The sequence below is a fragment of the Pseudomonas sp. MWU16-30323 genome (assembly GCF_020515595.1).
GTDB classification, from domain to species: domain Bacteria; phylum Pseudomonadota; class Gammaproteobacteria; order Pseudomonadales; family Pseudomonadaceae; genus Aquipseudomonas; species Aquipseudomonas yamanorum.
On sequence record NZ_JAIWYM010000025.1, the window covers coordinates 12921 to 37353 of the forward strand.

Here is a 24433-nt window from a genome sequence, read left to right on the forward strand (position 1 = left end):
CCAAAGGGATCGTTATGAAACGCAAAGACAAAATCGCTGTAACCGTCATCACTGTGTTTGCCGTAGGTGTGCTGGTTTACCTGCTGGCGCCGGGCGTGTTCGGCAGCAAGCGCCAGACCACCAACGACGCCTTCGTCGCCGCCGACTACACCCTGGTGGCGCCACGCGTGGCCGGGTTTATCAAGGAAGTGCTGGTGGAAGACAACCAGCGGGTCAAGGCCGGCCAGTTGCTGGCGCTGATCGATGACCGTGACTTCCGCGCCGCCGCCCAGGCGGCTGATGCCGATACGTTGGTGGCCCAGGCGCAACTGAAAAACGCCACGGCGACCCTGGAGCGGCAAAGCTCGGTGATTGCCCAGGCCCAGGCCACGGTGGCGGCAGACCGCGCCGAAGTGGCGTTTGCCGAGCACGAACTGAACCGCTACAACCACCTCGCGGGCGTAGGCGCCGGTACGGTGCAGAACGCTCAGCAAGCCAAGACCCGCATCGACCAGGCCACCGCACGCCTGGCGAATGCCACGGCGGTGTTGGCTGCCGAACGCAAGCAAGTGGAAATCCTCAGCGCCCAGCGGGATGCGGCGCAAGGCGGTTTGAAACGTGCCCAGGCCGCACTGGAAATGGCCAGCTTTCAGTTGTCGTACACCCGCATCGTCGCGCCGGTGGACGGCATGGTCGGCGAGCGTGCAGTGCGAGTTGGCGCCTACGTGACGCCGGGCAGCAAGATTCTCGCTGTGGTGCCGCTGGCCGAGGCCTACGTGGTGGCCAATTTCCAGGAGACCCAACTGTCCCACATGCACGCAGGCCAAGCGGTTGAAGTGCGGGTCGACAGCCTCGACGGCGACGTGCTCAAGGGCCACCTCGAAAGCCTGGCGCCAGCTACCGGCGTGACGTTTGCCTCGGTCAAACCCGACAACGCCACCGGCAACTTCACCAAGGTGGTGCAGCGCATTCCGGTGAAAATCATCCTGGAGCCCGGCCAGGCGCTGACCGAACGCCTGCGGGTCGGCATGTCGGTGGAAGCCAGCGTCGACACCCACGCCGCCGCCCAGCCACGGGAGGTCGCCCAGCAATGAGACGTCTCGCCTGGATGACCTTGAGCTTGCTCAGCCTGAGTGCCTGCACCGTCGGCCCGGATTTCCAGCGCCCGCAAAACCCGCTGGGCAAATGGACCGAGCCACAGGGCCGACAAGCCGCCAGTCATGCGGTCAACGACCCGTTGGAAGAGCGTTGGTGGGAAGTGTTCCATGACCAGCAACTTACCGCGCTGACGCGTCGTGCCCTGACCGACAACCTTGACCTGAAACTCGCCAGCAGTCGCCTGCAACAAAGCCGCGCGGCGCGCCAGGTGATCACTGCCGAGCGCTACCCGACCGTGAACGCCACCGGCGATTACCTGCGCCAACGCAACAGCGCCGATGGCTTGAGCGATCCCTCCGGCAAGAATGGCCGCTCGGCCTTTAACCAATGGGACATGGGGTTCTCCGCTGCCTGGGAACTGGACTTCTGGGGCCGGGTAAAACGCGAAACCGAAGCCGCCGACGCTACCCTGCAAGTCGCCGAAAACGACCGCCGTGCCGTGCTGCTGTCAGTGCTGGCGGAAACCGCCCAGGACTACATCCAACTGCGCGGCGTGCAGAACACCCGGGCCGTCACCGAGCAAAACCTCGACGTCGCCCGCCACAGCCTCAAGCTGTCGCAACTGCGTTTGGCCGACGGGGTTGCCACAGACCTGGACGTCGCCGAAGCCGCCGCTCAAGTCGCCGCCATTGAGGCGCGCCTGCCGGACTTGCAGCAACGCCAGGACCAGTTGATCAACGCCCTGAGCCTGCTGATGGGCGAGCCGCCACAAGCCCTGTATGCCGAACTGTCCAAGGACGCCGCCGTGCCGCAGACCCAACGCCAGGTCGCCATCGGACTGCCGTCGCAACTGGCCGAGCGCCGCCCTGATATCCGCCAGGCCGAAGCGCGCTTGCATGCCGCCACCGCTTCCATCGGCGTGGCCAAGGGCGACTTCTACCCGCGCATCACCCTGTCCGGCAGCGTGGGCTCCCAGGCGTTGCAGCTGGCAGATCTCGGTTCGTGGAGTTCCCGTGCATTCGCCTTTGGCCCGCAACTGAGCTTGCCGATTTTCAACGGTGGCCGGCTGCAAGGCATGCTCGATCTGCGCGAAGCCCAGCAACAGGAAGCGGCTTTGGCCTACCAGCAAACCGTGCTGCGGGCCTGGCATGAAATCGACGACCAGTTGACTCGCTACAACGCCAGCCAACTGCGGCGCGACAGCCTCGCCGAAGCCGTGCGGCAGAACCAGATCGCCCTTGCCACGGCGCAGCATCAATACGTCGAAGGCGTGGTGGATTTCGTCAACGTGCTGACGGTGCAAAGTGCGTTGCTGGCGACGCAGGAACAGTGGGTGGAAAGCTCCACCGGGGTTTCCCTGGCCATGGTCGGGTTGTACAAGGCATTGGGCGGGGGCTGGGAGTCGGTGTATCCGGAACAGACGGCAGGGCCTTAATACCAGTGCCCACAGTCCAGGGACTGTGGGCATTCAAGGGTTCTGCAAAAACACCACATACCCACGAAACCACTCATTCCCCTTCAAATACCCCGGCTCTTCCCACGCCCCACCCTGAATCAAGCCAATCTTGAACGGCACTCCCAGCCGGTTCATCCGTGGCAGGTACGCCGCGTAATCCGGAATGCTGTGGCGGCCCTGGTAGGTCTGCACCACCACTTCATCAATCACCCCCTTGAGTTGGGCGATGGCGGCCGGGTCAGCGTTGCTGCTCCAGTCCATCAGCCCGGTGATGCTCAGGCGCAAATCCTTGGGCAGTCGCTGGCGCAGGTCGCGCAGGAAGTCGGCGTATTCGTCGAGGTATTGCGTGCGCGCATCGAAGTCGATCTGGATGCCAACCACCGGATTGCCCGCGTCCCGCCAGCGTTGTACCTGGCCGAGCATCTGGCTGTAGACCGATTCGTGCCAGTGCAGGGTGTGGGCGCGGTACACCACCCAGATTTCGCCGTGGGTGATGCGCGGCACACTCATGCCCTGGGCGATGAATTGCACGCCACGCTGGGGCGCGCGGCGGGTTGAATTGATCTGGCCCTGGAGGATGTATAGGGTTTTCGCCTGCTTGAGCACCGGCTGCGGCGCGACGCCGCTCCACAGCCAGAATGCATCATGGTCGCGGGCGTCCACCGCACCGAAGGCCGGGCTTGCCAGCAGGAGCAGGGCCAGCCAGAAACGCTTCATGGCTTACCAGTAATACTGCAGCGACTTGCCCCACTGGGTATCGGCAAACCCGGTTTTCAGCTGGCGGAACCAACCTTTGCGCACGGCCTTGTCGACGTCTTCGCCACCGCAGCTGTTGTAGCCCGAAGGCCCATAGCAGTTGATGGCGCGAAACAGTGCGTAAGCCTTGTCGTTTCGCGGTGCCTTGGGATTACCGATTACCCGCTTGTAGCCCTCCAGTCGCGAGAAGGTTTCACCCTTGAAGGGCGAGGCGGTACTGCCCAGGCTGCCGGCGGAGCGCGCCTGTTCCAGAGGCATGCCGTCCAGGCCGTTACGCAGGACGAATTCACCCAGGCAGTTCAGGCCCTGCGGGTTTTTCGGATCGGCCTGCAAGGTGCTGGCGATTTGCGCGATGCTCGGGCAGGTGTAGCCGGATTCGGCCTTGTCACCCTTCCATTGGAACAGTTTCAACGACTGGCCGCCGCCGTAGACGTAGCCCAGGCTGGTGCTCAGCTTGTCATCGGGAACCTGGGCGGGCAGTTGCTTCAGGTCCTCGGCAAAGGTCTCGAACTGGCCGCGCAGCAGGTCTTTATAGAGCAGCGTGAATTGCGCGGTCTGGCGCTCTACCGGGTCGCCGGCATGGGCAAGCTGTTGGCGCAGCAGGTCGGGACCGGCGACGTTGCGCAGCAGGATGTAGCGCACCTGTTTGGCGCTGATCGGCGAGTCGGTGCCGAACACCTTCGCCAGTTGGCCGCTGCGTTCGTAGTTCATCGCCAATGCCAGCTCCAGCTGGTCGCGTTGCAGCGGTTGCTTGGCCAGCGGCAACAGTTGCAGCCACAAGGCTTCGGCGGCTTTCCAGTCTTCCTTGGCTTCCAATGCCAGGCCGCGCAGGGTCTGCTGGCTGAAGGCGAAGTAGTCCAGATTCGACGGCACGTCTTGCGGCAACAACTTCAAGGCGCGATCGGGTTGGTGCTCGACGTACACGGCAAACGCCGCCTGCACGTAGTCATATAACGCCGGTTCCTGGGCGAATGTCGACTTCTGCCCATCGAGGGCTTCACGGGTGAGCTTCGGCGGGTCACCGGCGCGCATCCACATCAGGTCATTGAGGGCCAGGATCAACGGATTGCCCACTGGTGCGGTGGTGCTGGTCAGCAATTTGGTGTCGGCTTCCTGCACCAGTTCATCCAAGGATACGTTGCGCTGGGCCTCGGTGGCCTGGGTCAGTTGCCAGGCGAAGTCGTCCGCCAGTTTGTCGGGGTTGGGCGCCAGCCAGTGCACCCGGCGCAGCAGGCCACGGGCGGAGGCGGCGTATTCGCCCTGTGGATAAGTTTTCAGGTAATCGTCGAAACCGCTTTCGGCCCTTTGCAGCGCGGACTTATCCACATGCTCAAGGGACGGCGTGCCGTATTCATCGAAGGCGTTTTGCTGGGCGTCGTTCAGCGCGGTGCGGGCGGTCATGTACAGCGCTGTTTCCTTGAGCCAGGGCAGCGAGCTGCTCGTCAGCCCGGCAAACCCTTTTTGCGCATCGCTGAAGCGCCCGCTGTAAAAGTCCCCGGCGGCTTTCAGGTAGGCGAGCAATGCCTGGCCGTCTGCGGATTTGATTGGGTCTGTATCGCCTGCCGCTATGCCGTTCGAGGAACAGCTGCCGAGCATCTGTAACCGCAGTTTGGCCAGTAGTTGGCGCTCGGCCTGCGGAACATCGGCCTTCACCACCTGGCTGATAAACGCGGCGGCGCTGTCATCGGCGTTGCTGCGGCAACGGCTGCCTTCGCCGGAAAGGAAGGCTTCGCCGGCGGCCTTGTAGTCATCGCGCTTGATGCCCAGCGGGCTGAGCAGTTCATCCAGTTCGGCGGTGCGCGAGTCGTCGGGCTTGTTGTCGGGCTCATCCGCAGCCGGCGTGAGCCGATACACCGGGAATGGCACCGGACCAAAGCCTTCGGAAAAGTCCTGCTCGCCCAGGGCATTCGGTGCCAGCGGCATGACGTTCTTGTCCGCCAGCAGCAGCCGCAGGTTGACCCGGCTGTCATTGCCTGGGCTCAAAAACGGCAGGTTGCTGCACACGTCCAGGCTGTTACGCGACACCCGCCAATCCGGGTAGCACGAGTCATCGCCGCTGGCGTGGGCCTGAAGGGGCAGGGAGGCGAGCAATGCCAGTGCCAGGGGTGACAGAAGACCGATGCGCATGAAGTGTCCTTGATCCTGAATCCATGGAAGGCAGCAATCATAGCCTGATCCGACCAAAGCGTCGGAGACACCCTGCGCAAAATTCAGATTTGTCCGATTGGCGGATGACGGCTCAAAACGAGCAAAACAGCGGGCGAATCAAGGCCTTTTAACCTAGAGTGGCGGGTGTTCGCGCAAGCGCAGGTTCAGTAGTGGGTGAGGAAGTAGAGGTGCGACGCTCTGTGGCGGAACAAGACAACAAGGCCGGGGCATTTCCCGTGGTCAATCCTGGTCTTTGGGAGAATGCCGGCTGGCTGGCTCGATTGTGGTGGGTGCCGCTGCTGGCGTTGGCCATGGCCGTGCGTTTCTATGGCCTGACCGCCGCCGCCATCTGGGGCGATGAAGGTTCAAGCCTGTTGCTCGCTGAGTATTCCCTGGAGGATCTGTGGTTTCACGCCGCCCATGACGTTCACCCGCCGCTGTATTTCTTCATGCTGCGCGGCTGGATCGAGGTGTTTGGCGACAGTATTTTCTCCCTGCGCAGCATGAGCGCGATCCCCGGTGTGGTTGCGGTCGGCCTGGGGGTCTGGCTGACGCGGCTGATTGCGACCCGCCGCGCGGCGGTGCTGGCGGGGATTCTGCTGGCGTTGCTGCCTACGGCGGTGCGCTACAGCCAGGAAGTGCGAATGTATTCGTTGCTGGGTGTGTGGCTGCTGGCCGCCACCCTGGCATTGGTGTATTGGGTCCGCCAGCCTGAACGCAAGCGCTATCTGATGGCCTATGCGCTGTTGATGACGGCGGCTTTCTACACCCACTACTTCACTGCCTTGTGCGTACTGGTGCATTGGTCATGGCTGCTGTTGCTGCGCCAGCCACGGGCCGGCGGCCTGCGCCTTGTCACGCGTCCGGGCTGGTGGTTGGCCAACCTTGCCATTGTCTTGCTGTACCTGCCTTGGCTGCCGAATTTGCTGGGCCTGGTGCATCACACCGAAGAACTCAAAGTGGGCGGTGATATTGGCTGGGAGGATCCGGTCAACCTGTACTCCGTGCCGTCCATGGTGTGGCAGTTCCTCATTCAGGACCCGGGTGACCATTTGTGGCGCCCCCTCTTCATTGCGTTTCCTTTATTACTGATAGCGTTGGTAGGCGTATCCGCCTGGCGCGATCAAAGCCGCTATCGGTTTGGTTGGCTGCTGGCGCTGTTTTTCATGCTGCCGGTGGTGCTGGTCTATGGGGTTTCGTTTATTTCCCCGGTGTTTATCGAGCGTTATCTCACCGCCTACGCGATGAGTTTGCCGATCATCGTGGCGGTGGCTGTCGACCGTCTGTCGCCACGCCTGCCGCTCGCGGGGGCAGCACTGCTGGTGCTGTTTGTCGGGGTCGAGTGGGTAGGCGTGAAGACCAACGCCACCGTCGATGAACATGATCAATTCAACGTGGTGGTGGAGTTCGTCAATCGCAACTACCAGGAAGATGACCGCATCGTCATCAGCGACATGCTGTGGTACCTGCCCTACGTCTATTACGACGAGACCGACGCCCAGTTGCAGCTCTTCACACCGCCGACCGCCTCCGGCAAGTCCACACGGCCGAACGCCTACGGTTTTGGCACCTTGGTGGACCAGGACGGCGGGCGCATCTACCTTGATCGCTTGTCGGCGTTACCCGCCGAGACCCCGCGTGTATGGCTGATCAGCGGCACGGAGCCGCCGGATGAGTTTGCTCCGTTACCGACAGGGTGGCGCCAGCTCAGCCAGCAGGATGGCGGTGGCGCACGGGCCCGGCTGTTCGTGCTGTGTAACGCGCCAGCGGGCGTGCACCGCGAGGGTTGCGATTAATCTGCGCAACACCGGAGAGGTTTATGTTCGCCTGGGGGCTAGACTCAGGTGAACCTTCTCTCCAGGAACGCCTCATGGAATCCCCAGTCCACAACTTGCCATCGTTGTTCAAACAGCTCGGTTTGCCCGATGACCCGGTCAGCATTGAGCAGTACATCGCGGTCCACTCCCCACTCAAACCCGAACTGCACCTGGCGGATGCGTTTTTCTGGACGCCAAGCCAGCGGGCGTTTTTGCGCGAAGAGATTTTGGGGGATGCGGATTGGGCGGAGGTGGTGGATGAGTTGAATTTGCGGTTGAGAGAGGGGCGAGGAGTCTAAGCCGTCAAGAGGCGGTTGCTTTCTCTGGTGGCCATTGGCGAGCGGTGTGCACAAGCGCTACGACCCTTACTACGTCGGGCTCAAGTTGGTAAACAAGGCGGTAGCTTGGATGAGGAATGACTTCGCGTGTGCCCGTGATCCTGCCGAGTGGACCGATTTCTCGGTGTTTTGCCAGTCCCAGCACTGCACTGCTGAAGCGTCGATCCATATCGGCTGCGGCTTGTGGGTTTTTCTCAAATAAAAAGTCCCAGATATCCCTACGGTCCTGCGCCGCTTCCGGCGTCCAGGCAACCCTCATTCCTGATTATCTACGTGAGCACGTTTCGCAGAAAACTCAGCTTCCAAATCCTCATTGGAAATCTCTCTGCCTGCCTGTATCGAGGCGCGAGAGGCGTCTACTTTACGCTGCAAGAACGCATCGTACTCCCGTGATTCCTGCTGGGCCTGGACAAACTGACGCATCATATCTCGCACGATTTGCGATGCAGGACGGTGGGTAGCCTCGCACTCGGCCATGAATTGGTCGCGTAGTTCCGACTCAAGCTTCAAGGTGAAAACGGCTAGTTTTGACATAAGTGAATGCTCTAGATTGGTATGTACGAAGTATATACAACGTGCATACCTGACGACGCATGTGAGCTGAGTGAGGCGACTGACGGTTGCTGGCAGCAAACCACCTTTCCCTAAACCAGCTTTACTTAGCCCACGGGCCATCCACCCATCCGCAAATTTGTATCAAAACTTGACTGCTTTGTATCCATCGACCATATTGATAGTTAGCAAACTAACTGTATGCGAAGAGTCCAGTGTCCCAGACCCTCGAACAACTCCAGATGAACATCAGCAGCAGCATGGTGGTAGGTGCCAGGACCTGGCGCAAAATCTGCCAGACCACGCTCGTCAGCTATGGCATCTCTGAAGCCTGCGCCGTGCCGCTGCTGATGATCGGCCGCCTCGGCGACGGTGTGCACCAAGTCAAAGTGGCCCAGGCCGCCGGGATGGAAAGCCCGTCCCTGGTGCGCCTGTTGGACCAGCTGTGCAGTTCCGGCTATGTGTGCCGCACCGAAGACATCCACGATCGCCGCGCCAAGTCCTTGAGCCTCACCGAGCGTGGCCGCGAGCTGGTGCAGGCGGTGGAAGAACAGCTGGTGCGCCTGCGCCGCGAGGTGCTGGCGACGATCGATCCCGATGACCTGGAAGCTGCGCTGCGTGTCCTACGGGCCTTCGAAGGCGCCAATCAACATCCCATGGTTGTGAGTTCTTGAACGGATTTTTTACCGGCATGCCGCCGGCCAAGGATTGGTTCTATGGCGTAAGGACATTCGCCGCTTCAATGATCGCGTTGTACATCGCCATGCTGATGCAAATGCCGCGTCCGTATTGGGCGATGGCCACGGTGTATATCGTTTCCAGCCCGTTTGTCGGCCCTACCAGCTCCAAGGCGCTGTACCGGGCGGTCGGTACCTTCATGGGCGCGGCCGCTGCGGTGTTTTTTGTGCCGATGTTTGTGCAGACGCCTTACGTGTTGGTGGTGGTGATCGCGCTGTGGACCGGGATTCTGCTGTTCCTGTCCCTGCACCTGCGCACCGCCAACAGCTATGCGCTGATGCTGGCCGGCTACACCTTGCCGCTGATCGCCCTGCCGGTGGTGGATAACCCCCTGGCGGTGTGGGATGTGGCCGAAGCGCGGACCGAAGAAATCTTCCTCGGCATCGCCGTGGCCGCCGTGGTGGGTGCGATGTTCTGGCCGCGACGCCTGGCGCCGGTGTTCGATGACTCGGTAAGCAAGTGGTTTGCCGACGCCCAGGTCTACAGCCAGCGCTTCCTCAGCCGCAACGTGCAGCCCGAAGAAATCAGCACCCTGCGCAGCGGCATGGTTGCCACCTTCAACACCCTGGAATTGATGATCGGCCAGCTGCCCCACGAGGGCTCGCGGCCGCAAACGGTGCGCAACACCAAGGAGCTGCGCGGGCGGATGATCCACCTGCTGCCGGTGATCGATGCCCTCGACAACGCCGTGTACGCCCTGGAACACCGCGCGCCGGAATTGCTCGACCGTTTCACGCCGTTGCTGACCGCCGCCAACGAGTGGCTGGCCAGCACGCAAAAGGACGCGCCCCTCGAACGCTGGCGTGTTCTGCGCGACCAGATCGAAGCCCTGCAACCCGATGCCGAGGCCCTGGATGACCGCCACCAATTACTGTTCTCCAATGCCCTGTACCGACTGGGCGAGTGGGTGGATCTGTGGCAAGACTGCCGCAGCCTGCAAGCCGCCATCCAGTGCGAAAGCCAGGACAGCTGGCGCGCGGTGTACCGCCACTGGCGCCTGGGCCGGCTGACGCCATTCCTCGACCGGGGCCTCATGTTCTACTCGGCGTTTTCCACCGTCACCGCGATCATCGTCGCCTCGGTGCTGTGGATCCTGCTGGGCTGGACCGACGGTGGCAGCGCGGTGATCCTGGCGGCGGTGGCCTGCAGTTTTTTCGCCTCCATGGACGACCCGGCGCCGCAGATCTACCGGTTCTTTTTCTGGACCGCAATGTCGGTGCTGTTCGCCAGCCTCTACCTGTTTCTGGTGCTGCCCAACCTGCACGATTTCCCGATGCTGGTGCTGGCGTTTTCGGTGCCCTTTATCTGTATCGGCACGCTGACGGTACAGCCGCGTTTCTACCTCGGCATGCTGCTGACGCTGGTCAACACCTCGTCGTTCATCAGCATCCAGGGTGCCTACGACGCGGACTTCCTGGCCTTCGCCAACTCCAACCTGGCGGGCCCGGTCGGCCTGTTGTTCGCCTTCGTCTGGACCCTGATTGCCCGGCCGTTCGGCGCCGAGCTGGCGGCCAAGCGCCTGACCCGCTTCGGCTGGCAGGACATCGTTGGCCTCACTGAGCCTGCGACCCTGGCCGAACACCGGCACATGGGTGCTCAAATGCTGGATCGCTTGATGCAGCATCTGCCGCGCCTGGCCATGACCGGCCAAGACACCGGCATCGCCCTGCGGGAATTGGGTGTGGCGCTGAACCTCATGGATTTGCAGGCTTATTCGCCACGCATCCTCGGCGTACCGCGCGTGCTGCTCAGCCAGGTCGTGGAAGGCGTCGGCGGTTACTTCAAGGCCTGCCTGAAAGCCGGTGAACGTCTGCCGGCCCCCGGCGGTCTGCTGATGACCCTCGACCGTACCCGCCGCGCCCTCAACGGCCAGGGCCTGCAAGGTGAGGACGAAACCCGCCTGCACTTGCTGCACGCCCTCAGTGGCTTGCGCCTGGCGTTGTTGCCCGGCGTGGAATTTCTCGGCGGCACAGAAATGGAAGCGCCGTTACCCGATGGAGCGCCTTTATGATCGGTGATCTGGATATCAGCGGGGTATTCCTGCCCACGCTGCTGGTGCTGATGGGCATTACCTATGTGTTGTACCTGGTGGTGCACGGGCTGTTGACCCGCCTCCACTTCTATCGCCTGGTCTGGCACCGGGCATTGTTCAATGTGGGTCTCTACGCTCTGTTGCTGGGCGCAGTGGATTCACTCAGTCGATACCTCATGACATGAAAAAACCTTTTTTGACCATCGGCCGTGTAGTCCTGACGTTATTGGTAGTGACCTTCGCCTGCGTCGTGGTGTGGCGCATGGTGATGTACTACATGTTCGCCCCGTGGACCCGTGACGGCCACATCCGTGCCGACATCGTGCAGATCGCCCCGGACGTGTCCGGGCTGATCCAGCAAGTGGACGTGCGTGACAACCAACTGGTAGTGCGCGGGCAGGTGCTGTTCTCCGTCGACCAGGACCGCTTCAAGCTGGCCCTGCGCCAAGCCCAGGCCGCCGTGGCCGACCGCCAGGAAACCCTGGCCCAGGCCGTGCGCGAGAACAAGCGTAACCGTGGCCTCGGCAACCTGGTGGCCAGCGAACAACTGGAAGAAAGCCAGTCCCGTGTCGCCCGTGCCCAATCGGCCCTGGCGGAGTCGCAAGTGGCGGTGGATGCCGCGCAGCTCAACCTGGACCGCTCGGTGATCCGCAGCCCGGTGGACGGTTACATCAACGACCGTGCGCCGCGTAACCAGGAGTTCGTGACCGCCGGGCGTCCGGTGTTGTCGGTGGTGGACAGCAACTCTTTCCACATCGACGGCTATTTCGAAGAGACCAAGCTCGACGGCATCCACGTCGGCCAGAGCGTCGACATCCGCGTGATCGGCGACAACGCTCGCCTGCGTGGGCATGTGCAGAGCATCGTCGCCGGTATCGAAGACCGTGACCGCACCAGCGGCTCCAACCTGCTGCCCAACGTCAACCCGGCGTTCAGCTGGGTGCGCCTGGCCCAGCGGATTCCGGTGCGCATCGCCTTTGACGACGTGCCGGCGGACTTCCGCATGATTGCCGGGCGCACTGCCACGGTGTCGATCATCGGCGATAAACCCAAGTCGGAGAACCAGCCATGAAACGGCTTTTAGCAACCGCCGGGCTGGGGTTGTTGCTGTCGGCCTGCCAAGTGGTGGGCCCCGATTACAAGCTGCCGGACAAGGCGGCTGTGAACCGTGGTGACCTTCAGGGCCAGTTGGCCGGGGAGGGCAACAATGTGGTGTCGGCGCCGGTGCCGGCGGACTGGTGGAAGCTCTATCAAGACCCGCGCCTGGATCAGCTGGTGGAGCAGGCCATGGCCTCCAACACCGACCTGCGGGTGGCTGCAGCCAACTTGCAGCGCTCGCGCTATCAGGTGCAGCAAGCTGAATCGGCCGGCGGCTGGAGTGCCGGCTCCAAGGCGGAAGCCCAGCGCCTGCAAGAATCCGGTGAGGCCTATTTGCTGACGGAAAAAGTCCCGGTGGCCAATATCGGCGCCGCGAGCATCAGCACCTCTTACCAGTTCGATTTGTTCGGCACCTTGCAGCGCGGCATTGAAAGCTCCCAGGCCAGTGCCGATGCGGCCCAGGCGGCGGCCGATATCGCCCGTATCACCCTGGTGGCCGACGTGGTGCGCTCCTACACCCAAGTGTGCGCGGCCAACGAAGAGCTGGCGATCGCCAACGAGTCCCTCGACCTGCAAGCCCAGAGCACGCACCTGACCCAGCGCCTGCGGGATGCCGGGCGGGGTGATGAAACCCAGGTCACCCGTTCGCAAACCCAGTACAAATCCCTGCGCGCCGAAATGCCGCGTTATGAAGCGCTGCGCCAGGCCGGGCTGTTCCGCCTGTCGATGCTGCTGGCCAAGCCACTGAATCAACTGCCGGCTGGCACCGCGCAATGTGCCGAACTGCCGCATATCGCCCAATTGCTGCCGGTAGGCGACGGCGCCACGCTGCTCAAGCGTCGCCCTGATGTACGCCAGGCCGAACGCCAACTGGCGGCTGCCACCGCACGCATCGGCGTGGCCACCGGCGCGCTGTACCCGGATATCAGCATCGGAGCCACCGTGGGCACCGTGGGTATCCTGGATGACCTGGGCACGCCGGCCACCAATCGCTGGGGCTTTGGCCCGCTGATCAGCTGGACGCTGCCGACCAACGGCGCCCGCGCCCGCATCCATGAAGCCGAAGCCGCGACCCAGGGCGCCCTGGCGCATTTCGACGGCGTGGTGCTCAACGCCATCCGCGAAACCCAGACGGGCCTGGCGCAATACACCGCGCAACTGCAACGTCGCGATGCCCTGGCGGATGCCGGCGCCTCGGCCAAAGAGGCCGCGGAGCAGACGCACCGCTTCTTCCAGGCCGGTCGCGCGTCGTTCCTGGCCGACCTGCAAGCCACCCGCACCTACACCGATGTGCGGGCGCAACTGGCGGCGGCGAACACCCAGGTTGCCATGAGCCAGATCGATTTGTTCCTGGCCCTGGGCGGCGGCTGGGAAAGTGGACGAACGCAAGCCACACAAGCCAGCAAACCCTGAGCTGATTGCTATGCTTTGACTGGCGGGTGCTGTTGATGACCCGCTTGTCACTGCTCGCGTTTGCTCATGGGGATTCCAATAATGAAAAACCCTTATGCTCCCGCTTTCTGGTGCGTGTTCTTCGCACTGGTACTGCTATCGGCGACTTACTTCTACGGCATCATGTTGGCCCATCAGATCGACAAGGCCATGGTGTTCCTCGACAGCGCCAGCGCGCTGATCGCGGTGCTGTCTATCGGCGTGGTGGCCTGGGCCTCTTACCAAGGCCAGCGAATCAAGCGAAGACTGCTCGAACAAGGCAAGACCCGCGTGGCGATCTGGGACACCAAGGTTGCCCTGCGCCGGGTCGAGACAGTGTTCGACCGCTACTTCTGGGGCAGCTACTGGCAACCGGGGCGCACCTTCCAGGAAGTCATGGGTGAACTGACCGGCACCCCGCTGGAAAAAAGCCTCGAAGCCCTGAAAAAACAATGCGTGATGCTTGATCGGCAAGTCGCCGACGGACGGCATTGGCTGAATAACGCCCGGGAATTATCCGACGTGGCCACCGCGATGGCGCGGGAGCGTTACCAGCTGGATTTTTATGACCCTAAATCAGATACGCCGGGCAATGCGGTGATTCACCGTGAGTTTGAAGTGCTGGTGTATACGTGGACGGCGCGGCTGAAGAGCTTTGACCATCAATTGGATGAGATCGAAACCGAGTATTCCTGAAATCTGCGGTGTCTGTACTGACGCCTTCGCGAGCAAGCCCGCTCCCACATTTGATCGAGTTTCCTCTTTGGAATGCCGTCGAATGTGGGAGCGGGCTTGCTCGCGAAGGCGCTTTACCGTTCACCGCTGAAGTCCGCGCCTATTGAAAAATTGGGCTGCATACGCCAGCAATGCTAATCTTCCCCGGATTTCGGCGGGCTTGAGCCGACACCCTTCGGGGTTCAGGGAAGACAGCCCACTTCACAGGATTTGATCAGGTCACTACATGAATAAGCCAGCAGTCGTTCTCTTGGGTATCGTCGTCGCCATTGGTGCAATCAGCGCAGGCGGTGCCTGGTACACCGGCAAGCAACTGGAGCCGGTGCTGCAAACCGCCATCCAGGACGCCAACAAGGAACTGCAGACCTCCATGGCCGGTGTCGACGGCACCGTGACCCTCGAACTGGTCTCCCTCGACCGCCAGTTGTTCAGCAGCACCGCCCACTATCGCCTCAAGGCCCAGGGCGCAGTGTTCGGCGAAAACCATCAGGACACCGAACTGCTGTTCGTCGACCATATCGAACACGGCCCGCTGCCGTTCTCGCGCCTGGTGTCGCTGAAATGGCTGCCAGTCATGGCCACCAGTCACTACGAGCTTGAGAAAAACGCCACCACCGAAAAATGGTTCGCCGCGAGCAAAGACGTGTCGCCGCTCAAAGGCGTGGCCAACATCGGCTACAACCGCTCGGTGAACGGCAACGTTGAACTGCTGCCCCTGGAACTCAAGGACGACAAGTCGGCCGTGAGCTTCTCCGGTGCCAACCTGGACTTCGATTCGACTGCCGAAGGCAAGAAGGTCAAGGCCAGCGGCTACATGGACAGCCTCAAGGTCTCGGTGGTCGATGCCAACAACGCCAAGCTGGACGCCGAGCTGAGCGGCCTGACCATCGCCAGCAACCTGGAAAAAACCACCTTTGGTTTCTACACCGGGCAAAACACCGTCGAGCTGACCAACACCAAGGTCACCTTCGGCCCGCAGCAAGCAGTGCTGACCCTCAAGAACTTTGAGCAGAAAGACAGCAGCGAAACCAAGGACAACAACCTGGCCGGCCGTGTCGACTACAAGATCGACGAGATCGGTTACCAGGGCAAGCCAGTGGGTTCGGCGGCCATGGCGGTCAGCATGAAGAACGTCGACATCCCGTCGATGCTGGTACTGACCAAGCTCTACCAGGAAAAAGTACAGCCGGCCCAGGCCGCTGCCGCTGCCGGCCAGCCAGTGCCTGAGCTGCAACTGACCGAAGCCGAGCAGACCCTGGCCCAGGCCAACGTCGACCAACTGCTGGCTGCCAAGCCGCAAGTGGCGGTAGAAAACCTGTCGCTGAAAACCACCAATGGCGAGAGCCGTTTCAACCTGGTGCTGGACCTGGCCAAGCCGTCGAGCATGGACCTGCCGCCAGTGGAGCTGGGCAAGCAAATCGTTGCGCTGCTGGATGCCAACCTGACCCTGTCCAAGCCGATGGTCCAGGACGTTGCCGCCCTGCAAGCGCAGATCGGTGGTGTGACCGACCCGAAAGCCATCGAGCAGCAATCCCAGATGGCCAGCGAGATGATCAGCGGCATGGCTGTGGGCACTCAACTGGCGACCCTGGTGGGCACCGATATCGTGTCCAAGCTGCACTACACCAACAATGAAGTGACCTTCAACGGCCAGAAAATGACCGTCGAGCAATTCATTGGTTTTGTGCTGGGCAAGTTCGGCGCGGTCAACGGCGCTCAATAAAACTCGCCTCAAAGTGATGTAGGCCAATTCTGAATAATTGTTCGGAATTGGCCTTTTTTGTGCCCCTCTCAAGGATATTGCGCCCCAGGAAAGCTTGGCCGCGTCATCAGATGCTGGCCGCCTGGAGTGTCGTGCAGGTGAATTTATCGCTACAGCTTTCCCAGGTGAGGAAGCTGACGACATGTCGCGTAATGTTCATCCCTTTATCCGTCTGGCCCTGTGTAGCCAGTTGCTCTGGCCTGTGGTGGCGTCGGCGGATGCTGCCTATGATTCGCTGATCAACCAGGCCCGCAGCGGCAACTATGGCCCGGCCCTCAATCTGTTGCGCCAATTGCCCGCCGAGCGTCAGACGCCGGGGCAGGTCAGCGATCACCTGTTGATTGCCAGTTGGGCACGCCAGGACACCGAGGTACTGACGGTCTACGAGGCCCAGGGCCGCAATCGCCCCCTTACCACCCAAGCGTTGGCCACCGTCGCCCGCACCTATCGCAACCAGCAGCGTTGGGAGCCGGCGATTGCCGTGTATCGCCAGGCGCTGCAACGCGAGCCGAATAACCCGGACCTGCAATTGGGCCTGGCCCTGACTCAGGCCGACGCCGGCCAAACCGCCGAGGCTGTACAGCGCACCCGTGCCCTGGTGGCGGCCAAGCCCGACGACGCCGACCGCCGCATGGCCTTGGGTTATGCCCTGACCCGCGCCGGTTCAACCTATGACGCGTTGTTCGAATTCGACCAGGCGTTCATCCGCGCCGGCAACAAACCCGAAGTCGCCCGCGAATACATCATCGCCCTGCAACGCGCGCGCCTGCCGGAACCGGCCCTGCGCCTGGCCGCCCGGCGCCCGGGCCTGTTGGACCCGGTCACCCAGCGCCGCCTCGAAGGCGACCTGGCCGCCGAGCGCGTGCGCCTGGCCGAGTTCGCCTCGCGCAGTGAAAAAGAGCGCTACGTCATCGCCGACCGCGCCCTCAAGGATTACGACCAACTGCTCACCACCTGGACACCGGATGCCACCGCCCATGATGACGTGGTGCGCTGGCGCATCGATCGCCTGGGCGCGCTGAAGGCCCGGGCGCGCACCGCCGAGGTGATCCGCGATTACGAAGCGCTGAAGGGCGAAGGTGTGCAACTGCCGACCTACGCGCTGCGCTGGGTCGCTGCCGCTTACCTCGACCAGCGCCAGCCGGAAAAGGCCGCGCCGCTGTATCGCCAGGCCCTGGCGGCGAGCGATGCGGACGCCGGCGATCACGTCGAAGACAGCACCGCGCTGTTCTACGCCTTGCTTGAAAACGATCAAGTGGTGGAGGCCCGTGAAGTCGCCGACAACCTGGCGAGCACCCAGAAACCCCGGGTCGAACTCAAGGGCCTGCCCATCGGCAACCCCAACGACGCCTGGATGGACGCCCAACAACTGGCGGCCCAGGCCGGCACCTATGGCGCCGATCTGCCCGCCAGCGAAAAAGGCCTGGAAGCCCTGGTGCAACAGGCGCCCGGCAATATCGGCCTGCGCCTGGCCCAAGCTGATATGTACCGCGCCCGCGACTGGCCACGGCGCGCCGAAAACACCCTCAAGGAAACCGAAGCCCAGGCCCCGCGCGACATCGGCCTGGAAGTCTCTCAAGGCCACACCGCGCTGGATTTGCAGGAGTGGCGCCAGCTCGATGCGCTCACCGACGACGTGGTCGACCGCGCCCCGGACAACCGCCAGGTACAGCGCCTCAGCCGCCTGCGGGATGTGCACGACATGGCCGAATTGCGCGTCGAGGCCTACACCGGCAAAAGCAACGGCGGCGGCGATAACGGTGCGGGCGCGGTGTCCGGCAGCCGCGATTTCGGTATCGAAACCTTGCTCTACAGCCCGCCCATCGATGAAGACTGGCGCGTGTTCGGCGGGGCCGGCTACGCCACTGCCGATTTCCCGGAAGGCACCGGCCAACACCGCTGGCAGCGTCTCGGTGTCGAGCGGCGCACCCGCGACATGACCCTCGAAGCCGAGGTCTCCAATCACTCCTACGGCTTTGGCGACAAGCAGGGCGCGCGCATCGCGATTGCCCGGGACATCAATGACCAATGGCAGTACGGCGGAAGCCTCGACTACCTCTCCGCCAGCACCCCGCTGCGGGCGCTGAATGCCGACATTACTGCCAACGGCGGCAGCGGTTTTATCCGCTGGCGCGCCAACGAAAGCCGCGAATGGAAACTGGCCCTGAGCCCGTCCCATTTCAGCGACGGCAACAACCGTCTCGAAGCACTGCTCACCGGTCGCCAGGGCGTGTACAGCTCGCCGGGGGTGCAAGTCGATCTGGGCCTGGAAGTCGGCACCAGCCGCAACACCAAGGAAGACACGCCGTACTTCAACCCGCGCTCGGACTTCAGCGTGCTGCCCACGGCGACCGTCAACCACGTGCTCTACCACCGCTACGAAACCCAGTGGAGCCAGCAGTTCCAGGTGGGGGCGGGCACCTACAGCCAGCGCGATTACGGCACCGGCGGCGTTGCATTGGTGGGCTACGGCCAGCGGTTTCGCTGGAACGACGTGCTCGAAACCGGCGCCAACCTCAGCTGGATCAGCCGACCTTATGACGGTGAGCGCGAAAGCGATCTGCGCCTGATCGTCGATCTCACCTACCGCTTCTAGAAGAGTCCGATCATGCCTGTCTTGTCCCGTTGCCTGTTGGCCCTGGGGTTAATGCTGAGCAGCGCTTGCGCCCAGCAACCCGCGCCTTTCACTCCACCCGCCGAGCGGCTCAAGCCCGCCAACGAAGCGGCGTGGCCGAAGAACCACTTTCTCGGTATCGCCTACCACGACATCGAGGACCGCGACCCTGATCAGGCGGTGGTGGCCGTACGTACCGAGCGTTTGATCGAACAGCTGGCGTGGTTGCGGGAGAACGGCTACCAGCCGGTCACCGTCGACCAGATTCTCGCCGCCCGCAACGGCGGCCCGGAGCTGCCGGCGAAGGCGATCATGCTCAGCTTCGATGACGGCTACGCGAGCTTCTACACCCGTGTGATGCCGATCCTGCGCAGCTACAACTGGCACGCGTTGCTGGCGCCGGTGGGCTCCTGGGTGGATACGCCGCTGAACCAGCCGGTGGATTTCGCCGGTACACCACGCCCGCGTTCGGACTTCCTGACCTGGCAGCAGGTGCGTGAAATCGCCCAATCCGGCCTGGTGGAAATCGCCGCGCACACCGACGCCAACCACAAGGGTGTGCTGGCCAACCCACAGGGCAACCTGCAACCGGCCGCCACCACCCGACGCTTTGACCCGGCCACCCATCGCTACGAAACCGAAGCCCAGTTCCAGGCGCGGATGCGCACCGACGTGACGGCGATCTCCAACAAGATCCGCGCCGTCACTGGCAAGGCGCCGCGTGTGTGGGTGTGGCCTTACGGCGCTGCCGATGGCACCTCGCTGGCGGTGGTGGGCGAGCAGGGCTACCAGATGGCCCTGACCCTGGAAGACGGTCTCGACAGCCTCGGCAACCTGATGAGCAGCCCGCGTTTCCTGGTGGCCTCCGACCCGGACGGCGAGCACTACGCCAACGCCATCGTCGCGACCCAGACTGAAGCACCACTGCGGGTGCTGCATGTGGACCTGGACAACGTCTACGACCCGGACCCGGAGCAGCAGGCGCGCAACCTCGACAAACTGGTCCAGCGCGTGGTCGACATGGGCGCCAGCACCGTGTTCCTGCAAGCCTTCGCCGACCCCAAGGGCGATGGCCTGGTGCGTTCGCTGTACTTCCCCAACCGCCATTTGCCGGTGCGCGCCGACCTGTTCAACCGCGTCACCTGGCAACTGCGTACCCGGGCTCACGTAAACGTATTTGCCTGGATGCCGGTGCTCAGTTTCGCCCTCGATGCGAAGCTGCCCCGTGTCACCCGTTGGGACCCGGAAACCGGCAAGGTCGCCATCGACCCGGACCAGTACCAGCGCCTGTCACCCTTCGATCCGAAAGTGCGGCAGATCATCGGCGAGATCTACGAAGACCTGGCCCGCACCAGTGCCATCGACGGCGTGCTGTTCCACGACGACGCGGTGCTGTCGGACTTTGAAGACGCCAGCCCGCTGGCGCTCAAGGCCTACGCCGCCAATGGCCTGCCGAACACCATCGAAGCCCTGCGCGCCGACCCTGCGGTGATGCAGCGCTGGACGCGTTTCAAGAGCCGCTACCTGATCGACTTCACCCATGAGCTGACCGCCAAGGTCCGCACGCTGCGCGGCCCGCAAGTGCAGACCGCACGCAACATCTTCGCCGAGCCGATGCTCAACCCTGGCAGCGAAGCCTGGTTCGCGCAGAACCTCGACGACTTCCTCACCAGCTACGACTGGACTGCGCCGATGGCCATGCCGCTGATGGAAGGCCAGGACCTCAAGGGCTCCAACGCCTGGCTGGAAAAGCTCGTGGCCACCGTCAAGGCCCGCCCCGGCGCGCTGCAACGCACAGTCTTCGAGTTGCAAGCCAAGGACTGGCGCACCTCGGCCGCCCCCGATCTGGACGGTGCACAAATGGCCGAGTGGATGGGCGTGCTCAAGCGTCAGGGCGTGACCAGTTTTGGCTACTACCCCGACAACTTCCTGGAGAATTCGCCGGATCTGAAAACCGTGCGTCCGGCCCTTTCCAACCAGTGGAACCCTTGACTCATGTTCGACAGAATCCTCGCGCTTATCGTCTTGTCATTGGTATTGGGCGTGCCCCTTGGGCTGATCTTTTTGGTCACCGGGCAGTTCCTGATGGACTTTGTATTCTTCTATCCGCTGTTCATGTCCGGCCTGTGGATCGCCGGCGGCCTGTACTTCTGGCTGCACTGGGAGCGCCACTGGCCATGGGCGGACGACACGCCGGCGCCGGTGTTGGCCGGCGAGCCGCTGATCTCGATCCTGATCCCTTGCTACAACGAAGGCGACAACGCCGCCGAAACCATCGGCGCCGCCTTGGCCCAGCAATACCGCAACATTGAAGTGATCGCGATCAACGACGGCTCCAGCGACAACACCGCCGCCGTGCTCGATGCGCTGGCGCTGAAAGAGCCGCGTCTGCGGGTGCTGCACCTGGCGCAAAACCAGGGCAAGGCCGTGGCCCTGCGCATGGGCGCGGTAGCCGCGCGCAGCGAATACCTGGTGTGCATCGACGGCGATGCATTGCTCTCGCCGAACACGGCGGCGTACCTGGTAGCACCGATGCTCGACAACCCGCGCCTCGGTGCCGTCACCGGCAACCCGCGCATTCGCACGCGCTCGACCTTGATCGGCCGGGTGCAGGTGGGCGAGTTCTCTTCGATCATCGGTTTGATCAAGCGCACCCAGCGGGTCTTCGGGCGGATCTTCACCGTTTCCGGCGTGGTGGTGGCGTTTCGGCGGGCAGCCCTGGACCGGGTCGACTACTGGAGCACCGACATGATCACCGAAGACATCGACGTGAGCTGGAAGCTGCAACTGGACCACTGGAGCATCTTCTACGAGCCCCGCGCGCTGTGCTGGATCCTGATGCCGGAAACCCTCGGCGGCCTGTGGAAGCAACGGCTGCGCTGGGCCCAGGGCGGCGCTGAAGTGCTGTTCAAGAATATTCGGGGCATCTGGCAATGGCGCCATCGCTACCTGTGGCCGCTGCTGTTCGAGTACTGCCTGTCCACCGGCTGGGCCTTCACCTTTTTGCTTTCGGTGATCTTTTGGGCCGTGGGCAAAGTCGTGACGCTGCCCGCCGCCATCGCCGTCGACTCGCTGATGCCGCCGGCCTTCACCGGCTTGCTGTTGGCGGTGGTGTGCCTGGTGCAGTTCGCGGTGAGCATCATGATCGACCGGCGCTATGAAAAGGGCCTGTGGAAAACCCTGTTCTGGACCGTCTGGTACCCGCTGGTGTTCTGGCTGGTGAGCTTGTTCACCACCCTGGTCAGCTTCCCCAAAGTGTTGTTCCGCCAACACCAGAAACGCGCGCGCTGGGTCAGCCCGGATCGCGGTATCAAAGCCCCCACTACGGATGTGCAGCCATGAACCTGATCCGAACCCAACAGCGCCCGGTGATGTGGGCGATCGACGTATTCCTGACCCTGCTGGCCTGGGCCGGGCTGATCCTCCTGCTGGTGCGCGGCATGGTGCCGATGCTCGACAGCCACGGTGGCCCGCGGATCGAAGCGCCGATTTTTGCGGCGCTGGACACCTTGCAGATCTACCTGTGGATCGCTGTGTTCAACGCCGCGATATTGATCAGTTGGGCACGTTACCAGCAGCAACGCGGCAAGCGCTTTGCCCAGCGCCGCTCGGCGGCCAAGGCCTTGAGCGACCAGCGTTTGAGCGACAGCTTCAGCCTGGGGGAAGGTGACCTGGAGCAACTGCGTCGCCCGGGTGTGCTGGTGATTCATAACGACCAGGAAGGAGGCGTGCAGGAAGTGACAGCCCATGTGTCCCGGCATGTGGAGAAGCCAGGGTTGAAGCTGGTGCCGGGGCAGGAGCGGGCCAAGGTGGTCGGTTGACCCGGATGCCGAAAAGTGGGATCCAATTCACAAAATAGCTGCGAACTTTTCCCATCTTTTGGCTACTAACCAGTCTGGATACCAGATTGATGGCCAACTAATGGCAATTGTAAGCGCCCTAGTTGAAGTTGTATCAAAACTGTTACCGCTTGTCGGAATAAAAATTCCAAATGCAAGCACTTAAGCGGTGCTTGATTTATTTATTGTTAATAATCAGCAACTTATAGGCCTGCGAAACATAACTTCCAATAAAGCCAGAATGTTGGCCCACCGGAAGTTCGATGTTAGTTTGCCGGCCCCCGCTTTTTCGACGGATCGAACATGTCTTTATTACTGCCACGGACTCGGCTGCTGCTGGGCGTTTGCCTGCTGACTTGCTTCGCACTCAATAGTGCGGTGGCTGCGCCTACGCCTGGCGATCAGGACCTGATCCGCGACCGGCAAAACCGTCTGCTGGAAGAACAGCGCCGGCGCCTTGAAGACCTCAAGGAACTGCCCGGCAAAGAAGCCAAGCCCGAAGCGCCTGCCACCCCGGCTGACACCCGCTGCTTCCCGATCAAAGACATCGAACTCAAGGGCGCCGACACCCTGCCTGCACCGGACCGCGAGCGCCTGCTCAAGCCGTATATCGGCCAGTGCCTGGGCGTGTCCCAGCTCAATCAAGTGCTCAAGGCGATCACCGATTACTACATCGACAAAGGCATGGTCACCAGCCGTGCTTACTTGCCGCAGCAGGACCTGTCCACCGGCCACCTCCAGGTGTTGGTGGTGGAAGGCAAACTCGAAGGCTTGAAGGGCGCCGACGGCAGCAACCTGTCCCAACGCGAGCTGGCCATGGCCTTTCCCGGCAAGGTCGGCGAGCAGCTCAACCTGCGGGAAATCGAGCAGTTGGTGGACCAGTTGAACCGCTTGCCGTCCAAGCAGGCACAAATGGAACTGACCCCCGGCAGCCAGGTGGGCGGCAGTGAAGTGCAGGTCAGGAACGTCCCGCAAAAGCCCTGGCGCGCCAGCCTGTCGCGCAATAACGACGGCCAGAAAAGCACCGGCGAACAGCAGTGGGGCGCCGGCCTTGAGTGGGACAGCCCGCTGGGCCTGGCCGACCAGTTGGTGTTGCGCGGCGGCCACGATGCCGTCAGCGACCACCAGAAAACCTCGAAAAACACCATGCTCTACTACAACGTGCCGTGGGGCTGGTGGAACTTCAGCTACACCTACAGCGAGAGTGATTACCGCACTTACGGCGTGACCGACGACTACAAATTCAAGCAGAACGGCGACAACGAAAACCATCAACTGCGCGCCGAGCGCGTGATCCATCGCGACGACGTCAGCAAGACCTCGGTCAACGTCGGCCTGGCCCATTTGCGCACCAACAACTACATCGACGACGCCCACCTCGAAACCAGCAGCAACCGCCTCAGCGAACTGCAACTGGGCATCAACCACGGCCGCCGCATCGGCAATGCCTTCGTCAACCTCGACCTGGGCATGCAGAACGGTATCGGCGCCTTCGATGCCCAAGCTGAAAACGAGCGCGATCAGTACGGCAATCGCCTGCCCAACGCGCGCTACCGCAAATACACCGCCACCGTCAGCTATTTGCAGCCGTTCACGCTGTGGGGCGAGTCGTTCAGTTTTTCCAGCCTGGCCACCGGCCAACGCAGTGAAGACATTCTGTTCAGCCCCCAGCGCATGAGCCTCGGCGGCTCGGCCTCGGTGCGCGGTTTCAAAGACCAGCAGCTCACCGGCGACAGCGGCGGCTACTGGCGCAACGACGTGCGCTGGGCGCGCCCGGTGACCTGGGACTGGATGCGCCCGGCTTTTGCCGAATACGGCGCCAGCGTCGGCTACGACCAGGGTGTGATCAGCAATGGCCGCTACAACGACAACGTGCACGGCCGGGTCTCGAGCAACTCGCTGGAGCTGTTCGCCCGTGGCAAATACGTCAGCACCAGCGTGACCTTTGCCCATTCCCTGGAACGCCCGGCAGTGATGAGCGAGCGCGAAGCGCCGATCTACTTCCGCATGGATTTCTTCCTGTAATTCAACGCCCCGTTA

The 24433-nt window shown here is 62.6% G+C and carries 19 protein-coding genes and 1 pseudogene; 16 read left to right on the forward strand and 4 right to left on the reverse strand.

The features are described from left to right. Positions 1-14: 14 nt before the first annotated feature. Together LIY45_RS23305 and LIY45_RS23310 are read left to right on the forward strand one after the other, a co-directional pair. Complete coding sequence (locus tag LIY45_RS23305) at positions 15-1073, forward strand: HlyD family secretion protein (RefSeq protein WP_177025662.1); 1059 nt, start codon at positions 15-17, stop codon at positions 1071-1073. Beyond that, a complete protein-coding gene (locus tag LIY45_RS23310; protein WP_226477749.1) occupies positions 1070-2512 on the forward strand; it encodes an efflux transporter outer membrane subunit in 1443 nt (480 codons plus the stop codon). The genes LIY45_RS23305 and LIY45_RS23310 overlap by 4 nt, the downstream gene beginning before the upstream one ends. Positions 2513-2545: 33 nt before the next feature. On the opposite strand, the pseudogene LIY45_RS23315 reads toward LIY45_RS23310, so the two are convergent. Both LIY45_RS23315 and LIY45_RS23320 read right to left on the reverse strand, forming a co-directional pair. After that, positions 2546-3250: pseudogene (locus LIY45_RS23315) on the reverse strand (DUF3142 domain-containing protein); the annotation flags it as partial. 3 nt (positions 3251-3253) lie between these two features. Beyond that, positions 3254-5416, reverse strand: coding sequence for an outer membrane assembly lipoprotein YfiO (locus LIY45_RS23320; RefSeq protein ID WP_226477750.1), 2163 nt, complete (start codon positions 5414-5416; stop codon positions 3254-3256). A gap of 221 nt (positions 5417-5637) precedes the next feature. On the opposite strand from LIY45_RS23320, the gene LIY45_RS23325 reads away from it, so the two are divergent. Together LIY45_RS23325 and LIY45_RS23330 are read left to right on the forward strand one after the other, a co-directional pair. Continuing rightward, on the forward strand, positions 5638-7233 hold the full coding sequence (locus LIY45_RS23325) for a glycosyltransferase family 39 protein (RefSeq protein ID WP_226477751.1): 1596 nt from the start codon (positions 5638-5640) through the stop codon (positions 7231-7233). 74 nt (positions 7234-7307) lie between these two features. Then, complete coding sequence (locus tag LIY45_RS23330) at positions 7308-7553, forward strand: DUF2789 domain-containing protein (RefSeq protein ID WP_226477752.1); 246 nt, start codon at positions 7308-7310, stop codon at positions 7551-7553. 4 nt (positions 7554-7557) lie between these two features. Here LIY45_RS23330 and LIY45_RS23335 read toward each other — a convergent pair whose 3' ends face one another. Continuing rightward, a complete protein-coding gene (locus tag LIY45_RS23335; RefSeq protein WP_226477753.1) occupies positions 7558-7851 on the reverse strand; it encodes a type II toxin-antitoxin system RelE/ParE family toxin in 294 nt (97 codons plus the stop codon). Further along, entirely contained in the window at positions 7848-8126 is a 279-nt protein-coding gene (locus tag LIY45_RS23340; protein WP_003218199.1) for a hypothetical protein, read from the reverse strand. Before LIY45_RS23340 ends, LIY45_RS23335 begins: the two co-directional genes overlap by 4 nt. 260 nt (positions 8127-8386) lie before the next feature. On the opposite strand from LIY45_RS23340, the gene LIY45_RS23345 reads away from it, so the two are divergent. From LIY45_RS23345 to LIY45_RS23400, 12 genes are all read left to right on the forward strand, one after another. Further along, on the forward strand, positions 8387-8818 hold the full coding sequence (locus LIY45_RS23345) for a MarR family transcriptional regulator (RefSeq protein ID WP_017478034.1): 432 nt from the start codon (positions 8387-8389) through the stop codon (positions 8816-8818). Then, positions 8815-10893, forward strand: coding sequence for an FUSC family protein (locus tag LIY45_RS23350; protein WP_226477754.1), 2079 nt, complete (start codon positions 8815-8817; stop codon positions 10891-10893). Before LIY45_RS23345 ends, LIY45_RS23350 begins: the two co-directional genes overlap by 4 nt. Further along, positions 10890-11099 carry a DUF1656 domain-containing protein gene (locus LIY45_RS23355; RefSeq protein ID WP_017478036.1) on the forward strand — a complete coding sequence of 70 codons (210 nt, stop codon included), beginning with the start codon at positions 10890-10892 and terminating at the stop codon, positions 11097-11099. Before LIY45_RS23350 ends, LIY45_RS23355 begins: the two co-directional genes overlap by 4 nt. Next, a complete protein-coding gene (locus LIY45_RS23360) occupies positions 11096-11986 on the forward strand; it encodes an efflux RND transporter periplasmic adaptor subunit (RefSeq protein ID WP_017478037.1) in 891 nt (296 codons plus the stop codon). The genes LIY45_RS23355 and LIY45_RS23360 overlap by 4 nt, the downstream gene beginning before the upstream one ends. Next, complete coding sequence (locus LIY45_RS23365; RefSeq protein ID WP_226477755.1) at positions 11983-13425, forward strand: efflux transporter outer membrane subunit; 1443 nt, start codon at positions 11983-11985, stop codon at positions 13423-13425. The genes LIY45_RS23360 and LIY45_RS23365 overlap by 4 nt, the downstream gene beginning before the upstream one ends. 81 nt (positions 13426-13506) lie before the next feature. Beyond that, the gene (locus tag LIY45_RS23370; RefSeq protein ID WP_003218188.1) at positions 13507-14139 is read left to right on the forward strand and encodes a hypothetical protein; all 633 of its coding nucleotides are present in this window, start codon (positions 13507-13509) and stop codon (positions 14137-14139) included. A 265-nt stretch (positions 14140-14404) separates the two neighbouring features. After that, positions 14405-15901 (forward strand): YdgA family protein, encoded by a 1497-nt coding sequence (locus tag LIY45_RS23375; RefSeq protein ID WP_026078043.1) that lies wholly within the window; start codon positions 14405-14407, stop codon positions 15899-15901. A gap of 181 nt (positions 15902-16082) precedes the next feature. Further along, the gene (gene pgaA, locus LIY45_RS23380; protein ID WP_226477756.1) at positions 16083-18536 is read left to right on the forward strand and encodes a poly-beta-1,6 N-acetyl-D-glucosamine export porin PgaA; all 2454 of its coding nucleotides are present in this window, start codon (positions 16083-16085) and stop codon (positions 18534-18536) included. Positions 18537-18548: 12 nt separating this feature from the next. Then, positions 18549-20546: a poly-beta-1,6-N-acetyl-D-glucosamine N-deacetylase PgaB gene (gene pgaB / locus LIY45_RS23385; RefSeq protein WP_226477757.1), complete on the forward strand. Its 1998-nt coding sequence runs from the start codon at positions 18549-18551 to the stop codon at positions 20544-20546. Positions 20547-20549: 3 nt separating this feature from the next. Beyond that, entirely contained in the window at positions 20550-21896 is a 1347-nt protein-coding gene (pgaC, locus tag LIY45_RS23390) for a poly-beta-1,6-N-acetyl-D-glucosamine synthase (RefSeq protein ID WP_003218180.1), read from the forward strand. Continuing rightward, positions 21893-22375 carry a poly-beta-1,6-N-acetyl-D-glucosamine biosynthesis protein PgaD gene (pgaD, locus tag LIY45_RS23395; RefSeq protein ID WP_017478043.1) on the forward strand — a complete coding sequence of 161 codons (483 nt, stop codon included), beginning with the start codon at positions 21893-21895 and terminating at the stop codon, positions 22373-22375. The genes pgaC and pgaD overlap by 4 nt, the downstream gene beginning before the upstream one ends. Before the next feature lie 321 nt (positions 22376-22696). Next, on the forward strand, positions 22697-24418 hold the full coding sequence (locus LIY45_RS23400) for a ShlB/FhaC/HecB family hemolysin secretion/activation protein (protein ID WP_226477758.1): 1722 nt from the start codon (positions 22697-22699) through the stop codon (positions 24416-24418). The last annotated feature ends 15 nt before the right edge of the window (positions 24419-24433 follow it).